This is a genomic window from Mycoplasmopsis anatis, assembly GCF_900660655.1.
Lineage (GTDB): Bacteria > Bacillota_I > Bacilli_A > Mycoplasmatales > Metamycoplasmataceae > Mycoplasmopsis > Mycoplasmopsis anatis.
In genome coordinates this window covers 146,188-164,437 of record NZ_LR215035.1, presented here as the reverse complement: position 1 = coordinate 164,437, position 18,250 = coordinate 146,188, and the positions used below count along the sequence as shown (strand labels likewise).

The 18,250-nt window shown below is 27.0% G+C and carries 16 protein-coding genes, 3 tRNA genes and 1 pseudogene; 14 read left to right on the top strand and 6 right to left on the bottom strand.

Going from position 1 to position 18,250, the window contains the following annotated elements; all coding sequences use genetic code 4:
* Positions 1 to 247 precede the first annotated feature (247 nt).
* Positions 248 to 1,939, bottom strand: coding sequence for a hypothetical protein (locus EXC66_RS00740; protein WP_006886501.1), 1,692 nt, complete (start codon positions 1,937 to 1,939; stop codon positions 248 to 250).
* Positions 1,940 to 2,052: 113 nt separating this feature from the next.
* Here EXC66_RS00740 and EXC66_RS00735 point away from each other — a divergent pair, with 113 nt between their 5' ends.
* The 3 genes and pseudogenes from EXC66_RS00735 (at position 2,053) to EXC66_RS00725 (ending at position 4,894) form a co-directional block, all read left to right on the top strand.
* The gene (locus EXC66_RS00735; protein ID WP_006886499.1) at positions 2,053 to 2,247 is read left to right on the top strand and encodes a variable surface lipoprotein; all 195 of its coding nucleotides are present in this window, start codon (positions 2,053 to 2,055) and stop codon (positions 2,245 to 2,247) included.
* A 208-nt stretch (positions 2,248 to 2,455) separates the two neighbouring features.
* Positions 2,456 to 3,414: pseudogene (locus EXC66_RS00730) on the top strand (IS30 family transposase).
* Positions 3,415 to 3,712: 298 nt separating this feature from the next.
* Positions 3,713 to 4,894, top strand: a complete 1,182-nt coding sequence (locus EXC66_RS00725) for an IS30 family transposase (RefSeq protein ID WP_129622304.1) — start codon at positions 3,713 to 3,715, stop codon at positions 4,892 to 4,894.
* Between the two features lie 300 nt (positions 4,895 to 5,194).
* Here EXC66_RS00725 and EXC66_RS00720 read toward each other — a convergent pair.
* Together EXC66_RS00720 and EXC66_RS00715 are read right to left on the bottom strand one after the other, a co-directional pair.
* Positions 5,195 to 5,269, bottom strand: a tRNA-Gln gene (locus EXC66_RS00720).
* 3 nt (positions 5,270 to 5,272) lie between these two features.
* A tRNA-Tyr gene (locus EXC66_RS00715) sits at positions 5,273 to 5,356 on the bottom strand.
* A 179-nt stretch (positions 5,357 to 5,535) separates the two neighbouring features.
* Between EXC66_RS00715 and EXC66_RS00710 the strand changes: the two genes are divergently transcribed.
* The 4 genes from EXC66_RS00710 to rbfA are packed head-to-tail and all read left to right on the top strand — an operon-like array spanning position 5,536 to position 8,203.
* Positions 5,536 to 6,111 carry an MHJ_0274 family protein gene (locus EXC66_RS00710; RefSeq protein ID WP_006886579.1) on the top strand — a complete coding sequence of 192 codons (576 nt, stop codon included), beginning with the start codon at positions 5,536 to 5,538 and terminating at the stop codon, positions 6,109 to 6,111.
* Positions 6,089 to 6,805: a CDP-diacylglycerol--glycerol-3-phosphate 3-phosphatidyltransferase gene (gene pgsA / locus EXC66_RS00705; protein WP_006886580.1), complete on the top strand. Its 717-nt coding sequence runs from the start codon at positions 6,089 to 6,091 to the stop codon at positions 6,803 to 6,805. Before EXC66_RS00710 ends, pgsA begins: the two co-directional genes overlap by 23 nt.
* Before the next feature lie 46 nt (positions 6,806 to 6,851).
* The gene (locus tag EXC66_RS00700) at positions 6,852 to 7,856 is read left to right on the top strand and encodes a hypothetical protein (RefSeq protein ID WP_006886581.1); all 1,005 of its coding nucleotides are present in this window, start codon (positions 6,852 to 6,854) and stop codon (positions 7,854 to 7,856) included.
* Positions 7,857 to 7,864: 8 nt separating this feature from the next.
* Positions 7,865 to 8,203, top strand: coding sequence for a 30S ribosome-binding factor RbfA (rbfA, locus tag EXC66_RS00695; RefSeq protein WP_006886582.1), 339 nt, complete (start codon positions 7,865 to 7,867; stop codon positions 8,201 to 8,203).
* A 41-nt stretch (positions 8,204 to 8,244) separates the two neighbouring features.
* Here the strand turns inward: rbfA and EXC66_RS00690 are convergent, their stop codons facing one another.
* Complete coding sequence (locus EXC66_RS00690; protein ID WP_006886583.1) at positions 8,245 to 9,327, bottom strand: M42 family metallopeptidase; 1,083 nt, start codon at positions 9,325 to 9,327, stop codon at positions 8,245 to 8,247.
* A gap of 102 nt (positions 9,328 to 9,429) precedes the next feature.
* Complete coding sequence (locus tag EXC66_RS00685; RefSeq protein WP_006886584.1) at positions 9,430 to 10,008, bottom strand: type IV toxin-antitoxin system AbiEi family antitoxin domain-containing protein; 579 nt, start codon at positions 10,006 to 10,008, stop codon at positions 9,430 to 9,432.
* Positions 10,009 to 10,588: 580 nt separating this feature from the next.
* On the opposite strand from EXC66_RS00685, the gene EXC66_RS00680 reads away from it, so the two are divergent.
* A complete protein-coding gene (locus EXC66_RS00680) occupies positions 10,589 to 11,413 on the top strand; it encodes a PRD domain-containing protein (RefSeq protein WP_006886585.1) in 825 nt (274 codons plus the stop codon).
* Between the two features lie 31 nt (positions 11,414 to 11,444).
* A complete protein-coding gene (locus tag EXC66_RS00675; RefSeq protein ID WP_006886586.1) occupies positions 11,445 to 13,268 on the top strand; it encodes a glucose PTS transporter subunit IIA in 1,824 nt (607 codons plus the stop codon).
* A gap of 43 nt (positions 13,269 to 13,311) precedes the next feature.
* Here the strand turns inward: EXC66_RS00675 and EXC66_RS00670 are convergent, their stop codons facing one another.
* Complete coding sequence (locus EXC66_RS00670; protein ID WP_006886587.1) at positions 13,312 to 14,973, bottom strand: IS1634 family transposase; 1,662 nt, start codon at positions 14,971 to 14,973, stop codon at positions 13,312 to 13,314.
* A 64-nt stretch (positions 14,974 to 15,037) separates the two neighbouring features.
* Here EXC66_RS00670 and EXC66_RS00665 point away from each other — a divergent pair, with 64 nt between their 5' ends.
* From EXC66_RS00665 to EXC66_RS00650, 5 genes are all read left to right on the top strand, one after another.
* Positions 15,038 to 15,757, top strand: coding sequence for a PTS sugar transporter subunit IIA (locus EXC66_RS00665; RefSeq protein ID WP_006886588.1), 720 nt, complete (start codon positions 15,038 to 15,040; stop codon positions 15,755 to 15,757).
* The gene (locus EXC66_RS00660) at positions 15,750 to 17,234 is read left to right on the top strand and encodes a glycoside hydrolase family 1 protein (protein ID WP_006886589.1); all 1,485 of its coding nucleotides are present in this window, start codon (positions 15,750 to 15,752) and stop codon (positions 17,232 to 17,234) included. Before EXC66_RS00665 ends, EXC66_RS00660 begins: the two co-directional genes overlap by 8 nt.
* 220 nt (positions 17,235 to 17,454) lie before the next feature.
* Positions 17,455 to 17,592, top strand: coding sequence for a hypothetical protein (locus EXC66_RS04285; protein ID WP_006886590.1), 138 nt, complete (start codon positions 17,455 to 17,457; stop codon positions 17,590 to 17,592).
* 125 nt (positions 17,593 to 17,717) lie between these two features.
* A tRNA-Thr gene (locus EXC66_RS00655) sits at positions 17,718 to 17,793 on the top strand.
* A 96-nt stretch (positions 17,794 to 17,889) separates the two neighbouring features.
* Positions 17,890 to 18,249 (top strand): PTS transporter subunit EIIB, encoded by a 360-nt coding sequence (locus EXC66_RS00650; protein WP_040544412.1) that lies wholly within the window; start codon positions 17,890 to 17,892, stop codon positions 18,247 to 18,249.
* Position 18,250: the final 1 nt, after the last annotated feature.

The window sequence follows — 18,250 nt, the reverse complement described above, 5'->3', positions numbered from 1 at the left end:
GAGATTAATTCTCTGTAACCTTGATTATACTTTGAAGTGCAAACATATTTGCGTTTGTACTTTTTTGATTTAAAATAAAAAGAAGAAACAATAAATTAAGACACAGAAAGTTAACGTTATTTTGTCAATATTTTGTATCCTAATTTAATATGTTTACTAATTAAAACAAAGCTTTTACATTTAAACTAGGACACAAAAAGTTGACAAATAAATGTTAACTTTTTGTGTCCTAGTTTAATTCTGTGGTCTATTTTTTTGAAAGGAATTCGTTCATCGAGATGAATTCTTCATATCATGGGAAACTTTCTGATATCATATTTCATAAATTTGCTTTTTTGAGTTCCTCAACATTAGCGTTAAATGTTTTTTCATCTGTTTCGTGTTTAACATCTCTAATAACAATATTAAATTTATTTGACAATGGGAAATTTTTAGGGTCTACAAAACTATATGCCTCCCTCAATCTTATTCCAAACGCTTCAGTTAAGAATGAGTATGTTGAGTTTAATACAGTAGTTGTAGCTTGAAGACCTGTTATAATAGTTTTAGATTTATTATTTTTAAAGTCATTCCTATCAAAAATTACTGAGGTATTATTTCGTAAGTTCTTGAATTCCATAGCAATTAAATTTTCTCAAGAGATCCCTGGGTCGATTATAACCGGATTAATTTTATGTGAACCAAGCATTTTATTAATATATTCTAGTGCTTGTTGATCTTTGTAATATGGATGTAGTTTAAAAATGTAATTATATTTATCACTTGGATATTTTTTAAGCAAAGTTGCAAAATATTGATTGATTTCGTTCAATGCTTTGGGATTATGGTCTAAACGTAAATCCCCTTCAAATTCTTTACCAGGCTCATAATGTCTGAATAAAGAACTTCCCATGAAGATTAAATTATTTTTTGCTTTATCTAAATTATCGTTGCCATAAACTATTAAATCCTCGAATTTTTTACCGTATAAATTATTTAATTTCTCATATTCATTTAAATAATCATCAACAGAAATATTTAATTTTTCAGGGATTTTTGTGTAATCCAACGGATAATTATTTATGTTAATCTTAGCTCAAGGACTTTTTATATATTCTAATTCTGCGTTAAAAGCAAGTGAATATCTACCATCAAAATTAAATATTTTCAATTTATCTTCTAATTTATAGAAAAAGTGATAATCAATTTCAGGAGATGTTAGTTCAGGATTATTTTGGAAGTTATTTCAATATTGTTCCAACTCTTTTTTAGAATAAGTGACTTTTTGATTTTTTAATCATCTTAAATAATTGTCTCTGATGAATTTGTATTGTTGAGCATTTCCGTCACTTAATAGTGTAATACTATTTGCTCTTTTTAAAATTCAATTTCTTACTTCTGGTTTCATACCTATAAATGAAATATCAGGTATATAGAAATCAAATTTATTAACACCTTTTTCTAAATACATTTTTAAATATGTTTCATATTCATGGATTTCTCTTGGGAAAATATTATAGGGAATATCTTTAGATTGCTCTATGGTTTTTGTGTTATTTAGTATTAATACTCTTCCTTTCTCAACACCTTTATCAAGAACACTACCATATTTTTTAATAAGTGATTTAAAATTGAATCTTTGATTTTCTTTAATTTCATTATTTTGTACTGCTTGGTCAATGAGAAGAATTTGATCATTATAATCATTTTTATTTTCACTTAACATCAATTGTGAAAGTATTAAGTTAAATACACTATTATAAACTTGAGCAGCATTACGAGTTATGTAAACAGAAGGGTATTTATTTTGACTACTTTCTTTTATGACATCATAAAAAGTTTTAGTATCAATTAAATTCAAAGACTTTGTTTTTGATTGCTTCTCGACATTACAACTTATAGAAATCAAAGGTAAAGCAAGAGTTGTTAAAGTACTAAATATTAAGTTAATTTTTTTCATATTACTCCTTTTCAATACTTAAAAACATAGTATTTTTTTATATTTTGTTTAAATTTTAGCTTTTTTTTTTTTTTATAAAAACAAGTAAAATCCTAAAGAAAGGAGTGTAAAATATGAAAAAAAATAAATGATTTTTCACATTAGGAACTATTAGTTTAATACTTCCAACAATTGCTATTTCTGCTTCGTGTGGAAAGAAAAATGAAAATAAAAATAAGGTTGAAAATCCTAATAAAAATGATCAAGACAACAAAAATGGAAGTTTAAATACTTCCGGATCAGGTGATAGTGTGAATCCCGGGAACTAAATAATATTAATTAGTATATTGCATAAGTAATTTTCTTTTGCATTATTTTGTAAATTCATAGAGTCTTATGTTATATTCGAATGACCCTAGATTAACTTTGAAGTGTAAACGTATTTGCGTTTGTACTTTTTTGATTTAAAATAAAAAAAGAGAAACAAACAGATTGCAAACAGTTTCTCTTTTAACCATTTATTTGAAATGAGGTCATATGAATTATACACAATTAAAACCAGAAGAGAGATTAATAATTCAAATTCATTATTGAATTAAAACATTAAAAGAAATTCTGATATTTATGGATGTTACGATGCATCATATGCACATAAAAAATGAGAATTAGACAATGTGCTATTCAAGAAATCACAATGCGTATTCAGACAAAGCATTTAACGATTTCTTTTTTAAAATTACAAAAAAAATTATCACGGGGTTGAAGCAACTCTTAAACTTTATCAAGAAAAAACTAATAAAAAAGGTTATTCTGTAAAAACTATTTATAAATGGATTAAGTCGAATATTTGAGTTCTTAAAATGAATAATAGACTAAGAAAGGCGTATGTTAAAAACGGTAAAAGAAAAACAGATTATAAAGTTAGATTAACAAATGGAAATAAATATGTCTACCCTATTGCTATGAGACCGAAAGATATTGATAAAAGAGAAAAATGAGGTCATTGAGAAATACACTTAGTCATCGGAAGAAAAATGAAAGGACATCATAATTTATTAACATTAACCGAAAGAAAAACACGTTTTACCTATATAAAAAGGGTTAAAAGTAAATTTTCTCTTGAAATAAACAAAGTATTAAAGAAAATAATTGAAGAATCAAAATACCCATTTTTATCAATAACTTCTGATAATGGTTTTGAGTTTCAATCTCTCGGACTAGTAGCTCACGAAAATGATTTAGTAATTTATAAAGCACAGACATATTGTTCATTTCAGAGAGGTTCTAATGAAAATATAAATGGTTTAATAAGAAGAAAACATAAAAAAGGATTTGATTTTACTAATTTAACAGATGAACAAATCCAGGAACTTCAAGATAAAATAAACAATATGCCGAGAAAAATTTTTGGTTTTAAATCCTCTAAAGAAATAGCCGAACAAGAATACGAAATAGAACTATTTTTATTAAACCAATTACCTGATCTTGAATGATAGAGTGTAATATAACCACAATAATTCATAAATCTTTATCTTTTTTATCCACTCAAGCGCCGTGGAGGCTTTTGATTTTTTGTTGTTCACCCACAAATAAAATATGGTTCTTTTTTTCTCCGCTCAGTCGACGCTTAGTCTTTTGTTTTCTAATTATAATAGCGAAACGCTCTGACGGACTAATCTACTCAAACACAGCCGTAAAATAGAAAAGTCATGCGACCATTAGCGCATGACTGTTTTTATTTATTGGGTCTTTTAGTAAAATAATAGTGAACAAAAAAATACGAAAGGACCCAATATGATTATAGCAAATATTAAAAATTCTCTTGAAAAAGTTGTGTGTATAAAAACTAAACGAAAACATCTTCCTAACAATCATTATTTGATAAAGAATTCTGATGAAGAAATTAGGTTATTACATTCGAAAGTCATAAAAACAAGACTATTGAAAGAGAATCAAATGAGTATTCTTCATTTTAATGAATGTTTAAGGTTAATAGGGCAAAATAAAACCATTTCTCAAGTTTCAAACATTGTAAGATTTCAACCAAAAACTATTAAAAAACTATTAAAAATTTCTGCAACAAATCAAGGTGATTTTGTTAAGAAATTTAAGAAAGTTTGTCGCAATTGCGACAATTATATTAACTATGTTAACTATATAGATTTTAATTTATTAGCTGAATATTTGATATTTTATAGGTCAAGAAGAACTAGACTTCATTCAAAAACTATTCAAAACAAATGAAAAGATTTTATTAGATTTTGAAATGAAGAAGTTGACTATTTTAGAAAAAATCGATTTAGTAAGGATTTTACAAAAAGAGCCATAAAAGTTTCTGCTAAAGCACTTGTTAATAAATTTAAAAAACATTACCCTGATAGTCCTTGTCCTACGACAAGCACTGTATATAAGTGCTTAAAGTCAAATGAGTTTTCATTATCTATAGATATTTTGCAATTTCTTTCGGTAGGAAAATACCGAAAGAGAACTCTTAAAACTCAAAAAAGTTCTCTTAAAAATGCAATTCCAATTCATCAAAGACCTGAGGAAGCTAACAATAGAACTACAGAAGGCCATTACGAACTTGATACAGTTATTGGTAAACGTGAGGACAAGTATTGTTTAGTTACTGTCTTAGATAGGAAATCTAGAAGACTCTATTCAGTTAGGTCACTAAAAACTTCATTAGCAGTTAAAAAATCATTGATTAAAATTATTGAAAATAACGCATTAAAAATCAAAACTTTAACAATTGACAACGGCTCCGAGAACGTGTTGTTGCACGAAGTTATTAATCAAAACAATTTATACAAATGTGACGCGTACTGCTCATATCAAAAAGGTTCTATCGAGAACATTCATAGACATATCAGAAGATATATTGCTAAAGGTATTTCAATTGACAAATTTTCTGATGAACAAATTCAAATAATGATCAATAGAATTAACGAATATTTATTACTTATCTCAAAATAATATTGAAAAAAATTTAAAATCGGTCATGACCGATTCTTTTGGTGTGCTTTTTTATTTAAAAAAAGCAATATAATTATAAATATTGAAGCACTATTGTACTTCAAGCTCTTTAAATAAAAATAATGGTCGCATGAATTTTCCACTTTACAACTCAAACACAGCAAGGCTTTTTATAAAAAATATTTAATTTTTATGTAAAATAAACATAAGAGAAGTGTTTGCACTTGAAGGTTTAAAAAAGGAATACAGAGATTAATTCTCTGTAATTTTTAAAATAAAAATCACCACTTACTGGTGATATGGCTGTCCCAGTTAGATTCGAACTAACGCATGACGGAACCAAAACCCGTTGCCTTACCGCTTGGCGATGGGACAATATGGTGGGGGGAGAGGGATTCGAACCCCCGAATCCTAAGAAAGTGGGTTACAGCCACCCGCATTTGGCCGCTTTGCTATCCCCCCGTGTTTGCTTTAATATTATATAGCATTTAAATATTTTTCCAAAAAAAATTAACTAAAAATTTATTAGAAAATTTAAATATTTTTTATTAAATTTCAATAGATCAATTAACTTCACATTGATTATTATGATTTTATTAAAATTAGTTTAAAATTAATATTATTAATATTTAGGAGGATTTGTGCAATTAATAAAATCATTTGAAACATCTGGTTCAAAAGGGGGATTCACTCAGATATTTAACACACCAGTATCCTGAATTATTTTAGCAGTAGTTGGAGTTATTTTTTTAGCTTGGATTTCTTATTCATATATTAAAGGTCAATTAGATAAGAAAAAACTTAAAAAACAAGCTTTAGACTTAGAAATGAAATCTAAGGATGAATATAATGAATCACTTGCTAAAATGCACTATATTATTAAAACAAATGAAAAATATTTAAATGAATTCACTGTAAGTATTGGTCGATATAATATGGGTGATTTAACAAATACTACTCACAGTATTATTACAGATTTACTTAGTGAGCAATATTTTAAAGATTTAATTTTATTTAACATTGATTATAAAAAATATGTAAATCATATAATAACCTTAAAGGATAATAAAAGTAATAACTGAGCTAAAAAATGTAATAATTCACTATTAGAAATTGAAAGACTTTTTGAGCAAAACAAAGATTCTTATGATGAAGATAAATTAAAAAACTTCGAAGAAAGGGTTTTAAAATACTATGAAAACAAATTATTTAAATAAATTCAATGAATTAAATTTACCTAATAAATTAACGGTAATTAGATTATTTTTATCAGTTCCACTCTTTATTTTTTCACTATTAGCGTTTTTAATGAATATTTTAGCAAATAAATATATTCCTAATTCAAATGATTTATACAGGGGTTGAATAAATAATCCATACAAAATTGCATTAGTAGTATTTTTACTGTTTATCTTAATAATCTTTATTGTTGCTATGATTACTGATTTCTTTGATGGAAAAATTGCTAGAGAAAAAAACTTAGTAAGCGATTTTGGAAAACTTTGAGATCCTATTGCTGATAAAATGATTACAACAATTTCTTTATTACTTTTATTGGGACTTAAAGCAATTCCTCTTTTTGTTGTGATTATCTTTTTAGCTAGAGATTTAGTAGTTGCTGGATGTAGAACTGTTTTAGCAAAAAATAATGTATCAGTTGAAGCAAATATTAATGGAAAGATTAAAACTGTTTTAATGAGTGTCGGAATTGTGATTATGTTTATTTTCCTAATTACTTACAATATTAAAACTACTTCATTTTTTGATCCCCTCACTTTTAAAACCCCACTAATTGAAACTAATTACGAAACGTTCATATATTGCTTAAGCATTCCTCTCATGATTGCCGCAATATTTAATGTAATTAGTGGGTATCAATATATAAGTGCTGCAATTAAATTTATGAAATAGGCCAAAAGGCTTATTTTTAATTTATAATATTATTAGAAAGGAATAAATGGAGAAGTATAAGATCTACATTGACTTTGAGGCGATTACACCTCCATTTACAACTATATTAGGTTCTCATGTAAAAAGTAATTATCCGTTTTGTTACACTATTGGATATATAGATAAATATTATCAAGAATATTACAAAACAAGAATCATTAAATTAAAATCAATGAACATAAAACAACTTTATCATGATTTGAAGGAATATTTAACTAAAGATATTCAAAAAATTCTAGAGCAAGAAATTGAGATTAATGAAAATAATATTCAATTTATTGGTTGAAATCCTCAATTAGAAAACGAAGTTACTAAGAAAATATTCAATTTACCAACAAAAAATATAATTAACATCAATTTACAACTTTCTCTAAGTGTTGCAACAAAACATTTTTTAAATACTGATAAATACTTTGAATATTTTGATAAATTGGACATTAATGATTCTTTCTATAGAAAAATTCTTGATTCAACACGAACAGGTATAAAAGCAAATTATGTAGGTTTTTTACTTTATTGCAATTACAAAAAACGTTATTTCAAAAGTTCCGAGTTAAACAAAATTGATTTTGACATATTAAAACAACAATTAGTTAAATATAACAAAGATGATGTTAAACGTTTAATTTACATGGAAAAACATCAAATAGAAGTACAAAGAATTATTGAAGAAGAAATAAATAAGCGTAATTTAAAAAATAAGTCTATTAGGGAATTTAATTTCCTAAGAAACTTAAGAAAATATTTAAGTTTTATTGGGTATGTCGATGAAACTACAATAAGTGAATTAATTGAAAAATTAAATAAAAGAAATGAACAATTGATTACATACTTAACCAAACAAAAACTCGATAAAAATAAAGCTATCATTTATAGAAAAGAAACTATTAAAATTAAAAATCTTTTGGATTATATTGATAATTCCAATGAACAAATAAATTTAGTTTCTGAATTAAGTAGTTCACTTAAAAATAAAGTCAACGAACTAAAAAAGTATTTAGTTAATAAATAGGGGGTTATATGAATAATATTAATTTACAAAGAAAACAAGCAAGAGTACATTTATTAGTTAGTGATATCGTAACTAACGAATTAACTAACTCAAATATTATTGATCCAGTGGTTATGGACGTGTATTTAAGTAATGATCTTTCACATCTTAAGGTATATGTAAATCTTTCAGGTAATACTACTAAAGGTTTAGAAGCTTTAAATAATGCTGCTGGATATGTAAGAACTGTTTTATCTAAAAGTTTAGATTGAAGAAAAGTTCCTCAAGTTGTTTTTGAACTTGATACTGTTAGCCAAAACGGTAGTAGAATAGACAAAATTCTTAGAGATATTAAGAATGAAGAATAAAATAAAATAAAATATGAGAATTAAACTCTCATATTTTTTAATTATTTTCTGTATTCTTTTAATTTTTCACTATTAAATGATTTAATAAATTCGCTAACTAAATCAATTGTTGCCTCAATATCAACTAAGCTAGCTAAACCTATTGGTGAATGTAAATATCTTTGTGGAATACTTACCGTTACTGTTGAAACTCCACCTTGTCCATATTGTAATTGTGAAGCATCAGTTCCACCACCTTCAGCAATATATTTATAAGCTTTAATGTCTTTTTCTTTTGAAATAGTCATTAAATCATTTACTAACATTGGATCTGTAAGAGTTCCACCATCTTTAATTAAAATAGCAGCTCCTTTACCTAAAACTGGTACGCCAGGTATACAGTCGCTAGTATCATGACTAGCTCCAGTGTCAACTGCAAAAGCAACATCTGGATTAATAATTGAAACTGAAGTTTTAGCACCACGTGTTCCTACTTCTTCCTGAACAGTACCTACTAAGTATACATCACAATCAAGTTCAAGATCTTCAATATTTTTAGCAATAAATTCCATAGCAGTTACACCAGCACGGTTATCCATTGCTTTTCCACCAACGATATTATTCGGGAATTGAATTGTTTCACCACTGATATAAATTCTATCACCAATTTCAATTCCTGCTTCTTCAACTTCTTTTTTAGACATGAAACCAAAGTCAACAAATAACTCCTTACTTGTAATTGCTTTATTTACTTTTTCAGCTTCTAAAATGTGAATTGATGTGTGACCAAAAACTCCATAAAAAATCTTATTTTCACTATTAGTTACTAATTTAGCTTTAGTACCAATAACTGTTGTAGGTCACACTCCCCCAACTGGACTAACTAGAATATTCCCATTATCTTTAATCATTCTAACTAAATATCCAACCTCGTCCATATGTGCTGCTACCATAACTTTTGGTGCATTTGCTTTCTTAGATTTTTTTAATGCAATAAATGAACCAAAACCATCTCTAGTGATTTCAAATTTTGAGCTTGAAATGTTTCTTTTTAATTCATCCACAACAGGTTCTTCAAAACGCGACATAGCTTCAATGTTCATGTAAACATTTAATCTATCAAATAAATCTTTATATTTAACCATCATTTTCTCCTTAATAATAATCTAACTAAATTATAATACAAATAATTTAATATTTTGGATGATGAAAAAATTTGTAGCGATATTCGCGTATTTCTACCATCCTTATAAAATTTCAATATATTTTCTTATTTCTTCTTCAACACCTAGAATAACACTATACTTTATAAGCTTTCTTAAATTTTTATCATTTCTCTTAAAATAACCTTTTAGTGCATCTACATATATCTGTCTATCAATATTTCTTCTCTGAGAAACAATATCACATATTGTTCTCTCTAAATCATAAATTTTAACCTTATTACCATACGGAGTTTTAATTTCTGAGATTCCTAATTCGAAATTTTCTCTTTTGATATAGTGCACTCTAATAGAATTCGTATGCTTTTTAATATGTCTTACATTATAACCTTGTGGTACGCTTATATGAAATATATTCGGAACCCTATCAGATAGGTCGTATAAAAATAAAGCAGTATGATATGAAAAAACAACATTTTCATTCTTTACTGAAATAGCTGCAAATTCATCATTGAGTGTTTCTCTTTTCTTATATATTCCATTTTTTAATCTTTCTAGATATCCTTTTTTAACTAAATTAAAAAGCTTATATCTACTTATTCCAAGATTTTTAGCTTCTCTTACTGTTAATAGATCATTTTTACTAAAAAATACTTCTAACATAATACCTCCAACATTTGCTCTTTAATTATACAAAATTAAAGAGTATTTGTTTGCAATTTAAATGATTTATAACATATTAAATAACTCCAAAAAATATAAAATATGATTATTATAATATTTGTATTTGAAGATCAATATAGACTACCGTAAACTTATGTCAAATAATGAACAATGATCATATTAAGAAAGCACAAGTGTATATACTTTTTTCTTCGATGTACTTTAATAGCATTAAAAAACTTGAAGTCAAAAGATAAATAACAAACACTTTTATGATTGATATATTCATTTTAAAGACGTTTTTCTGATTTTTAATAGACTAGAAAATTTAATATCTTTATTTAATTAAAAATTTAATTTTTGTGAATTTAGTTATATTAACACTAGATTGATTACCTCCAAAAATTGACGTTTAGTACTATAAAATAGTTATAAAAGTTTTTTTAATTTCTATATATATAATTGATATATTTTTTTTACAATAAAGGCTTGTTACCATAAGGGCAATACCTCATATAAGTAATGTGTTTATACGCACATACTTTTAAGGTGTTGTCTTTTTTTGTATTTTGGAGGTATTGTGGAAATTAAAAAAATATTAAATAACAATGCTGTTATTGTAACTGATAATGATGGCAAAGATAAAATTATCTTAGAAAAAGGTTTAGGATTTAACCACAAAGTTGGGGATAAAATAAACGAAAATCAAAATCAACAAGTATTTATTTTATCTGATGAGTTTTATCAAAAATATATAAATTTAACTAAGAATATTGATTCTGAAATACTAGATATTTCTGAAACAGTTATTCAATATGGTAAACAAATTCTTCGTACTCCATTAAATGAGTTTATTCATTTAACTGTTCCAGACCACATAGCTGGGGTAGTTACTAGATATAAAAACAATCAAGAGCTAACAAATAGTCTTACTCTTGAAATATCACGACTTTTTGATAAAGAATTCTTAATTGGCCAATATGCATGTAAATTAATGAATGATAAGCTTAATATACAAGTAACTGACGATGAAGCTACATTTATCGCAATGCACTTTGTTAATGCTCAAGTTGAACAACGTGAAGAAATTCAAACTACTTTAAGTTTTATTAAAGATATTATTAAAATTGTAGAAACTTTTTTCTCTAGACATTATGATATAAATTCCTTTTCATATTATCGCTTTATCATGCATCTACGAGGATTGATTAGTCGCATTTATCTAAATAAACCATTTAATAATGACGATAATTTATATACAACTATAAGTAACTCATATCCACAACCCGCTCAATGTGTTGAAAAAGTAGTAAAGATGATTTCACTGAAATATAAAAAAGATGTTTCAACTGAAGAAAAAGCATATTTAATACTTTACATTGAAAAACTAAACCGAGAATTTTAACTTTCCATATAAATAAATGATAGGAGGAAAAATGACTAATAAAGAATTAGCTCAATCTATTCTTAATGAAGTTGGTGGGACAGAGAATGTTAAGTCTCTTACACACTGTATGACTAGATTAAGATTTGAGCTTAATGATTACTCTAAAGTAGATGATAAAAGCATTTCATCTCTTAAAGGGGTTCAAGGTGTCATGAAAGTAGGGAATCAATATCAAATAATTATTGGTACCCATGTAAACAAACTTTATGATGAAATGAACTCACTATCTGGTTTTGGTCACAAAGAAGAAACTACTAAAACTGGATTCGATATTAAGAAATTTTTTGGAAGTATATTGCCATTTATTTCTGCATGTATCTCACCATTATTCCCTGCCTTAATTGGTGGAGGATTATTAAAGGTTCTTGTTTTAATTCTTGGACCTTCATTAACTAATGTTCTTTCTGAAACAAATCACACTTATGTAATTTTAAGTGCCTTAGCTGATACAGCTTTTTACTTCTTGCCTTTAGGTTTAGCATACACTGCATCTAAACAATTAAAGGTAAATATGGCAATGGCGCTTGCAGTCGTGGCTTTATTAATTCACCCTAATTTAATTGCATTATTCGATTCAGAAAATGCTGCAAAATTTGCAACACAAGATGGTATTAAATTATTTGGATTTTTACCTATTGTAACTGGTACATATTCATCCAGTTTCTTACCAGCTTTATTCGCTGTTATTTCACTTAAATATGTTGACTGAGTGTTTGATAAAATAATACCTAATATTATTAAGAGTTTCTTAAAACCTCCATTGGTATTAATTGTTGCTGGAGTTATAACATTATTTGCTTTAGCTCCATTAGGAAATATCATTGGTAAATGAATAATGATCGCTCTTAAATGAGTATATGGATATGCACCATGACTTGCTATTGGAATTATCGGTGGGGCTATGCCATTCTTAGTTATGTCAGGTATGCACTGAGCTTTCTATGCTGTTACACTTATATTATTAGCAGATCCAGCTACAGGTAACGATCCATTCACATTACCAGCTATGTTGCTTGCTAACTTAGCGCAAGGTTCAGCAGCGCTTGCATATTCATTTAAATTAAAAGACAAATCAGAAAGATCTCAAGCTATTTCTGCTGGGGTACTTGCTCTTTTAACAGGAATTACTGAACCAGCTATGTATGGTGTTAACCTTAAATATAAAAAACCTATTATGGTAGTTTCATTTGTATCATTCTTAGGTGGTATAGCATACGGAATTTTAGGAGTTACTGCTTATGCAGGTGCTACACCGGCGCTATTAAGTATTGCTGAATTTATTAGTCCAAATGGAAGTTGAGAGAATATTACTTACACCGCTATTATTGCGGGAATTGCTATTATTTTAACATTTGTACTAACTCTTATAATTTCAAGTGATAAAATTCAATTCTCTAAAAAAGCTATGATTTTAAACAAAATTAAAGTTAAAAAATTAACTTTATACAACCCAATGAGCGGAAAAACTATTGCCCTTAAAGATGTTAATGATGCAACTTTTGCTTCAGAAGTTCTTGGAAAAGGCTATGCAATTGAACCTAAAGAAGGAATTTTAAGAGCTCCTTTTAACGGTACTGTTCAAGTGGTTATGGATTCAAAACACGCTATTGGTCTAAAATCAGATGATGGTATGGAAGTTTTAATGCACATCGGTATAGATACTGTAAAATTAAATGGAAAACATTTTAAATCAAATCTTAAAGTTGGTGATAGAGTTTCATTAGGTGATAATCTAATTAAATTTGATATTAAAGCTATCAAAAAAGAAGGTTATGAATTAACAACTCCAATTATTCCTATGTTTCCCACTTAGTAGCATAAATAAAAAACTATCAAACAATTTTAATGTTTGGTAGTTATTTTTTAATTTCACTAAAAATGTGTTTTATGAGATTGAAATCATCTCATGATTGTTCAGTGATTGAATTTTTAATTTCTAAGCTTTCTATTAATTTTCCATCATAATATCTTTCTGCTTCTTTAACATCTTTCATAATAGAAGTTATTTTTTCTACTGTGAATCTATCTTTTTCTGAAAGTCCAGTGTACTTGTTAACTTTATAAACTAAAAACTTAATAATAACTAAACTTAGAAACGAAAGACAAATATAACCTTTGATGTGGTTTCAAGTTGAAAGATACATTGGTCTTAAAGATAAATTACCTTTTAGAACTCTAAAATTCTCTTCTGCTTGCCATTGTTTTGCATACAATGAAACGATTTCAGTTTCTTGTAAATCAAATCTGTTTGTTTCGTAAATATAGTATCCATCATATTTTTGATCTTCTTCAATTTTTTCGGTATCAAGAACATAGTAAGCTTTATTTTCGACAGCTTTGAAAAATCTATATTTCTTATTTGAAGCCATATCTTCAAAAGAAACTTTTCCTTCTTTGTTTGCTATTTTATTAAAATTGTCAATTAATTGTTCGCGATCTTTTTTATCTTTTGATGCTCTTTTTTGACTAAAAGTAATTATTTGTTTTCTGTAATTACCATTACTTCTTCCTTTTTTATAAGTTGAAATAATTTCTCTACTCTTAATTAGCATTCCATTTTCAGATATATAATCTTCATCATTAATAACGTATTCTTTGAATGCTTTGCTTGAAGATTTTAATCTATAAGAAATAACATAATTCAATTTTTTATCTTCTAAAAATCTTATATTTTTATTTACACTCATACCTTTATCAGCAATTATTGTTACATTTTTTATTTCATAAGTTTTTAATAAATCCAGGACAAAAGGTATGAAAGTTTTTGAATCTGCAGTATTTCCTGGAAATACTTTGTAATGAATTGGAATTCCATTAGAATCTGTTGCTAATCCAATAACAATTTGATCTTCTTTGAACTTACCATCTTTTGAAAATCCGGGTTTTTTATAACCTTTTCTATCAAAGGTTTCAAAGTATGATGTTGTAGAATCATATCAAACGATAGAAATATCCCTTTTATAATTTTCAATAATTTTTTTGTTAACGTTTTTAAGAATTTGATTTTGATTTATTGCTAAATAATCAAGCGATCTGTAAAAAGAATTCTTCTTAAAACTATTTATATTATGTTTTAATGATTCTTTATACGTTGCAAAAACACTTATTGGATTTGTGATTTTTTGGTAAAGTTGTTGAACAACAATTGAATTTAGACTTATTGACTTTGTCTCAGTACAATTTTCAAATATATTAAAGTAATTTACCATATCTTGTATAAGTTCAAGACCTTTGTATCTTTCGTAAATTTCAGGTTTTTTAACAATTTTTTGTTTTATTTTTTTATCAATTATTTCAATTATTTTTTCTTTTGTTCAACTTAGTGGTATTTCTCTGATAATTTCTTGGATTATTTTAATTGAATTTGGCTGATAAGAATCAAATTCTTCTTCATATCCAATACCAAATCTGGTTTCATAACCTGCAGAATCTAATTTTCTATATCCAATCGAAATATATGTTCCTTTATTTCTTTTTGACCGAGAAATAATTCAGTTTCTTTTATTAGTCTTTTTCATACACATATTATACCATATTAGTAGCATAATAGTATTATTTTTTATATTTATTTCATAAATATAAGTGAAAAAAATACCCACATTTATCACGCTAAGTGGGAAATGTGGGGGAGTTACTGCTTATGCAGGTGCTACACCGGCGCTATTAAGTATTGCTGAATTTATTAGTCCAAATGGAAGTTGAGAGAATATTACTTACACCGCTATTATTGCGGGAATTGCTATTATTTTAACATTTGTACTAACTCTTATAATTTCAAGTGATAAAATTCAATTCTCTAAAAAAGCTATGATTTTAAACAAAATTAAAGTTAAAAAATTAACTTTATACAACCCAATGAGCGGAAAAACTATTGCACTTAAAGATGTTAATGATGCAACTTTTGCTTCAGAAGTTCTTGGAAAAGGCTATGCAATTGAACCTAAAGAAGGAATTTTAAGAGCTCCTTTTAACGGTACTGTTCAAGTGGTTATGGATTCAAAACACGCTATTGGTCTAAAATCAGATGATGGTATGGAAGTTTTAATGCACATCGGTATAGATACTGTAAAATTAAATGGAAAACATTTTAAATCAAATCTTAAAGTTGGTGATAGAGTTTCATTAGGTGATAATCTAATTAAATTTGATATTAAAGCTATCAAAAAAGAAGGTTATGAATTAACAACTCCAATTATTATTACAAATGCACAAGAATTTGATAACATCAACTTCTCTGAATTAGGAGAACACAAATTTGCTGATAAAATGGTTTCAGTAATTTCGGAGGATAAAAATGAATAAATCAGTTTTCAAAGAAGGTTTCCTTTGAGGTGGGGCTATTGCAGCTAACCAAGCTGAGGGGGCTTATTTAGATGGAGGTAAAGGACTTTCAATTCCTGATATGCTTCTTGGTGGTAATAAAGATACACCAAGAAGATTCTCTTCAGTAATTGATCAAAACGCTTTCTATCCATCTCACGACGCTATTAAATTCTATGAACGTTACAAAGAAGATATCGCTCTCTTTGCTGAAATGGGATTTAAAGTATTCCGTTTCAGTATTAACTGAGGAAGAATTTTTCCTAATGGTAATGATGAAAAACCAAATGAAGAAGGTTTGAAATTCTATGAAAACGTTATTGATGAATGTTTAAAATACAATATTGAACCTCTTATTACACTTGCTCACTACGAAATGCCTTGAGCACTTGTAAAAAACTATAACGGTTTTGAAAGCAGAGAAGTTATCGACTTCTTTGTTAAATATGTAAAAACAGTATTTACTAGATATAAAGACAAAGTTAAATACTGACTTACATTTAATGAAATTAATGCACCAGTTAAATTAAACGGAAAACTTGGAATTGGTGATTTATACTCACTTGGAGTAATGGATAAAGATGATAAGTCTTCAAAAGAAAAAATCGACTTGAACAAATTAAAAACAGATAAAAGAAGAAGTTATTTGGCATTACACAACCAATTTGTTGCCTCAGCTCTTGCTGTGATTGAAGCTAAGAAAATTAATACTAACTTTATGATTGGTAATATGGTACTTCAATCAACAGCTTATCCGCTTACACCAGATCCTAAAGATGTTTTATTAACTCAATTTGAAGATAATTTATACAACCATTTCTGTAATGATGTACAAGCTAGAGGTGCATATCCAGAATATATGTATAGATACTTTAGAGATAATAACATTGATTACAGTTTTATAACCGAAGAAGACAAACAAATTCTTTCTAAAGGAACAGTAGACTTTATTAGTTTCTCATACTATCAAACAAGTTGTGTTAGTGCAACACTCAAAAGTGATGAAGGAGTTGGAAACTTCACATTTGGTATTGCTAACCCACACTTAAAAGCAAGTGATTGAGGATGACAAATTGACCCAGACGGACTTCGTTATACATTAAACAAACTTCATGGACGTTATCCTGATAAGCCATTAATGGTTGTTGAAAATGGACTTGGAGCAATTGATAAAGTTGAAGCTGACGGTTCAATTAATGATGATTACCGTATCGACTACTTAAGACAACACATTAATGCTATGTCCGAAGCAGTTAAAGACGGTGTTCCACTTATAGGTTATACAACATGAGGACCTATTGACTTAGTTTCGGCTGGTACAGGAGAATTTGCTAAACGTTATGGATTTATCTATGTAAATAGACATGACGATGGAACAGGTGATTTCTCACGTAGTAAGAAAAAATCATTCTACTGATATAAAAAAGTTATTGAATCTAACGGTTCAGACCTAGATTAATATAAATATACAAGGTATAAGTGTTTAGCTTATATCTTTTTATTATTTAAACTTAAGGAAATGTTAAAAATTAGAATGCTATGTTAATGTGTTTCTTACAGCAAGCGATTATGAAAGATTTACCTTAATTGATCAAAAAATGTAGAGAATAATTTCTCCACACGTTTTTTTGCCTTGATGTTAATAAAATGTAACTCAAAATAGTAATTCTGATAATAAAATGTCACCCATAAATGACACTTGTGATACCAAAAAACATAATATAAAACAATTCAACACTGTTAAAAAATTAGATAGTAAAGAAAATACAATTAAAAAATTTGAAAAAACTCTAACTGAATGACTAGATAAAATATAATTTAAATAACGTATTTAGTTACGTTATTTTTTTGCTAAATTTTTATAGCAAAAATATAAAAAACTAACACATATATAATAAAAATATTACTATCTAACTTAAAATTTGATATTATTTATACATAAGCCGTCATAGCTCAGCAGGTAGAGCACATCCATGGTAAGGATGGGGTCGCTGGTTCAAGTCCAGTTGTCGGCACCATATGTTTGACATGTGTCAAACTTTTTTTATTTTATTTTGTGCACACTAAATACATTAAATATTTTTACTAATTATTTTAAATAATATAATTAATATATGAATTTTAAGATGAAGTTAAAAATAGCTTTTTTAAGCATAATAACACTAGGTCTAATTTGAATAAAGTGAAATAAGGAAAACAAGACTAAAGATAACACAATTTATCAATCTAAAAAGAGTGGAATAAACGTAAATAAACTGCTTGATTATATTGGAAAAGATAATATTAAGCAAATTTCAAATACCAATTCACGTTTAATTGTTGAAATAATTAATCCTGAAATTGTACAAATTGAAAATATTAAAAAAATGAATAAAGTTAATGGAATTATGTTAAATTCTAAAAAACTTTCAATTATATTAAATGAATACACTTCCGCAGCTAAAGAAGAATTAGAAACATTAAGAGGTAAATAAT